We start from the raw sequence: 4128 nt of genomic DNA, 5'->3' as shown, positions 1-4128 counted from the left end.
TTTTTTCTAATTAACTATTTTTATCGATTTTATCATGATCTTGCCTCTGTCTCACATTTATTTGAAATGACTATAAATATGGTTGAGATTAATCTCTAGTAGCCCAATATTGCTAACACTGAGTTGCTGTCTGACAAACTCCATAAAATGCAGACTAAAGTTTAGCCTGCCTATGCTGTGCTTAATCGCCATTTCCCAGATGCTAGCTATACTGACTAGCTTCTCGTTATTTTCATCCTCAATTAGCAGTTTGACATGGGCGCTAAGTCTAGGGTTGTCTGTCACATACCAAATGAAAGTATGAGTGTCCAACAACAACCTCATTCCATATACTCCTTAAACTCTTCTAGCGGTTCGTCAAAATCATCCGACATCCAAACCATTCCCTTAGCACTCCCAGCTTTGGACGGCCATCGCTTCTTATTAGCTGGCGGTATTCCTACCAATTTTACAACAGGCTGGTTGTCTTGAGTAATCGCCACTTCTTCGCCTCTCATCGCCGCTGCGATTAATTCCAGAAGCTTTTCTTTTGCCTCAACAATGTCTACTTGATACATATTTTTTGCCTGATTACAGTCAATCTACAGCATCACTATTTTAACTCAATTCGATAAATCCTCTTCCTCCAAATCAACAGGCTGAAACTCTAAATCACCAGGCTGCAACTGAGCGGGAGTAGCCGGAATCGCCGCAATAATTGCATCGATTACCCTCGCCACCGGGATAATCTCCATCCCTAACTCTGGCACCGGTTGATTCTTAGGAATAATGGCTCTTTTGAAACCCAATTTCGCCGCCTCCCTCAGCCGCAACTCTAATTGCGAAACCGGCCGCACCTGTCCCCCCAAACCCACTTCCCCAAGCAAAACAGTGCGTGCATCAACCACCCGATCGCGAAAACTGGCCACAACGGCGATAGCAACCGCCAAATCCGCCGCCGGTTCATCCACCTTCAACCCGCCCACCGTCGCCAAAATCACATCTAATTTAGATAAAGGAATCCCCACCCTTTTCTCCAAAACAGCTAAAATTTGCTGCAATCTAGCATTATCCACACCAGTAGTAGTGCGGCGAGGCGAACCAAAACTTGCAGGGCTAACTAACGCCTGAATTTCCACTAAAATCGGTCGAGTTCCTTCACAAGTAACAGTCGTCGAAGTACCGGGAGAAAATTCATCTCTGTTCCCTAAAAACAACTCCGACGGATTATCTACTTCTCGCAAACCGTTGGCTACCATTTCAAAAACACCGATTTCGTGAGTCGCGCCAAAACGGTTTTTCATCGATCGCAAAAGTCGATGAGAAGCAAAGCGATCGCCCTCAAAATACAGTACAGTATCTACCAAATGTTCCAAAACCCTCGGCCCGGCCAAAGCTCCATCTTTCGTAACGTGACCGACAATAAATAAAGTAATATTTTCCCTTTTCGCAACCTGCATCAAAGCAGACGTACATTCCCGCACCTGAGCCACCGAACCCGGAGCCGATGTTAAACTAGCAAAATAAATAGTTTGGATGCTGTCAATCACCGCTACATTCGGTTTCAGCGCTTCCAACTCCCGCAAAACAACTTCTAAATCCGTCTCTGGAAGCAAATAGAAATTCTCCGCTGAATTGTCCTCGGAATCCCTTTTAGCTTCCCCGTTGCTGCCGGATTTATGCCCGCCGTTGCTTGACAAATCAACCGGATTAGCCACGCCCAAACGCTGCGATCGCAACTTCACCTGCTGGCCGGACTCCTCCGCACTCACATACAGTATCCGATCCTTGCGGGCCAACATATTCGCCACCTGCAACAGCAGCGTCGATTTGCCGATTCCCGGTTCCCCCCCAATCAACACCAGCGAGCCCGGAACAATCCCCCCTCCCAAAACTCGATCGAGTTCCCCGTAACCAGAAGGCCAGCGAGACTGAGTTTGGTCGGAAATCTGCGATAATCTGAAAGATACCCTTGGTTGACCCTTCGACTTATCAGGGGGCGAACCGCCCACTGTCTTAGTTGTCACCCCAGTTAAACCAGCCCGCGGCACACCAGCAGTAGGTTGCTCTAACTGCTCGTCAAAAGAATCCCACTTCTGACAGCTAGGACATCTGCCAAAATATTGTGGTGAATCATAGCCGCATTCCCGACAAATATATTGTATTCGAGGCTTAGGCATTGTTTTATGATAAATAGTCACCCTTAAAATTTAGAAAAGTCTGAGTTAAAGCAATTATCAAGCTTTCAGACCGATCACCGCCCATGATTCAATTTGTGTCTTCTATGATAGGGTACAAAAAAATAACATTATCTGAAATGTAACTTAAGGAGTGCTCGGTAACTTGGAAAACCATAAAGAAAAAATTCTGGTAGTCGATGACGAAGCCAGTATCCGCCGCATTCTGGAGACTCGCCTTTCCATGATTGGCTACGATGTCGTCACCGCTGCTGACGGCGAAGAAGCTCTCGAAACATTTCGCAACACCGAACCCGACTTAGTGGTTTTGGACGTGATGATGCCGAAGCTAGACGGTTATGGCGTCTGTCAGGAGTTGCGTAAAGAGTCAGACGTACCGATCATCATGCTAACTGCTTTGGGAGACGTAGCCGATCGCATCACCGGTTTAGAATTGGGTGCCGACGATTACGTCGTCAAACCTTTCTCTCCCAAAGAACTCGAAGCCCGCATCCGTTCGGTACTGCGGAGGGTTGACAAAAACGGCGCATCGGGAATTCCTAGTTCCGGAGTCATCCACGTCACCAATATTAGGATTGACACCAACAAGCGCCAAGTTTACAAAGGCGACGAACGAATTCGGCTCACTGGCATGGAATTCAGCCTGTTAGAACTGCTTGTCAGCCGTTCTGGAGAGCCTTTTTCCCGATCAGAAATTTTGCAGGAAGTGTGGGGATACACGCCAGAACGCCACGTAGACACCCGCGTAGTGGACGTTCACATCTCGCGGCTGAGGGCAAAGTTGGAAGACGACCCCAGCAATCCCGAATTAATTCTCACCGCCCGTGGCACCGGTTATCTCTTCCAGCGAATTGTCGAAATTGGAGAAGTAGGATAAAGTCACTTGGCAGTTGGCAGTTGGCAGTTGGCATTAGTTAAATTACCAACTACCAATTACCAATGACCAATGACTAAGGACTAATGACTAATGACTAATGACTAATGACTAATGACTAAATCTGATCCCAATAAAGTTTTGCGGCAATTGCCCTTAGTTGCAGGAGGGTTAGCAGGTACGCTGCTAATGGTAAATCGGTTGCTGACAGAGCAAATTACAGATTCTCAAGCTCGATCGGACGCTTTGGGAGTAATTATCAGCGCTTTGCTGATTTTAACAGGTTTGCTGTGGCAGCAGGTGCAAGCGCGATCGCCCGATTCCGTAAAACTTATCGGCGAAGAAGGTTTTGAATTTGCGCCGGATTTGCCGGATGCCGTGAAAATAGAATTAGCCTGGGCGTCGCGTTTGCTGTTGACAAATACCGCCACAAGGTCGATCGTCATTGTGTATCAGGGAAAAGTTTTATTGCGACGCGGTATTTTAGGCATCAATCCCGAAGTCAAACCAGGACCGATTTTGCAGCGAGTTCTCGACAAAAATAAACCAGTTTATTTAGTAAATCTCAATATTTATCCCGGCAAAATTGAATTTGACTATTTGCCAGAAAATACCCAAGGAGTCATCTGTCAACCTATCGGCAGCCAAGGCGTTTTAATCTTAGGTGCTAACGCGCCCCGCAGCTATACAAAACAAGATGAAAACTGGGTTGAAGGCATTGCCGACAAACTAGAAAATACCATCAATCGATTTTAGATTTTAGATTTTAGATTTTAGATTGTGGATTGTGGATTTTAGATTTTAGATTGTGGATTGTGGATTTTAGATTGTGGATTGTGGATTTTAGATTTTAGATTGTGGATTGTGGATTTTAGATTTTAGATTGTGGATTTTAGATTTTAGATTTTAGATTTTAGATTTTAGATTTTAGATTTTAGATTTTAGATTGTGGATTGTGGATTTTAGATTTTAGATTTTAGATTTTAGATTGTGGATTGTGGATTTTAGATTTTAGATTTTAGATTTTAGATTTTAGATTTTAGATTTTAGATTTTAGATTTTAGATTTTAGATTTTA

The 4128-nt window shown here is 44.7% G+C and carries 5 protein-coding genes; 2 read left to right on the top strand and 3 right to left on the bottom strand.

The genetic code is table 11. From position 1 onward, the window contains the following. Positions 1 to 57 precede the first annotated feature (57 nt). Genes QUA03_RS28420 through radA form a run of 3 tightly spaced genes read right to left on the bottom strand, consistent with a single transcriptional unit; the run spans position 58 to position 2159 of the window. Positions 58 to 324: a type II toxin-antitoxin system VapC family toxin gene (locus tag QUA03_RS28420; RefSeq protein WP_333217007.1), complete on the bottom strand. Its 267-nt coding sequence runs from the start codon at positions 322 to 324 to the stop codon at positions 58 to 60. After that, the gene (locus QUA03_RS28415; protein WP_333217005.1) at positions 321 to 557 is read right to left on the bottom strand and encodes a type II toxin-antitoxin system prevent-host-death family antitoxin; all 237 of its coding nucleotides are present in this window, start codon (positions 555 to 557) and stop codon (positions 321 to 323) included. The genes QUA03_RS28420 and QUA03_RS28415 overlap by 4 nt, the downstream gene beginning before the upstream one ends. A 45-nt stretch (positions 558 to 602) precedes the next feature. Next, positions 603 to 2159 (bottom strand): DNA repair protein RadA, encoded by a 1557-nt coding sequence (radA, locus tag QUA03_RS28410; RefSeq protein ID WP_333217003.1) that lies wholly within the window; start codon positions 2157 to 2159, stop codon positions 603 to 605. Positions 2160 to 2322: 163 nt separating this feature from the next. Between radA and rpaB the strand changes: the two genes are divergently transcribed. Beyond that, on the top strand, positions 2323 to 3054 hold the full coding sequence (gene rpaB, locus QUA03_RS28405) for a response regulator transcription factor RpaB (RefSeq protein ID WP_071587789.1): 732 nt from the start codon (positions 2323 to 2325) through the stop codon (positions 3052 to 3054). 111 nt (positions 3055 to 3165) lie between these two features. Continuing rightward, on the top strand, positions 3166 to 3807 hold the full coding sequence (locus QUA03_RS28400) for a cofactor assembly of complex C subunit B (RefSeq protein WP_333217002.1): 642 nt from the start codon (positions 3166 to 3168) through the stop codon (positions 3805 to 3807). The last annotated feature ends 321 nt before the right edge of the window (positions 3808 to 4128 follow it).

This window comes from Microcoleus sp. S36b_A4 (genome assembly GCF_036700645.1).
Lineage (GTDB): Bacteria > Cyanobacteriota > Cyanobacteriia > Cyanobacteriales > Microcoleaceae > Microcoleus.
This window is presented reverse-complemented; position numbering and strand designations above follow the sequence as displayed.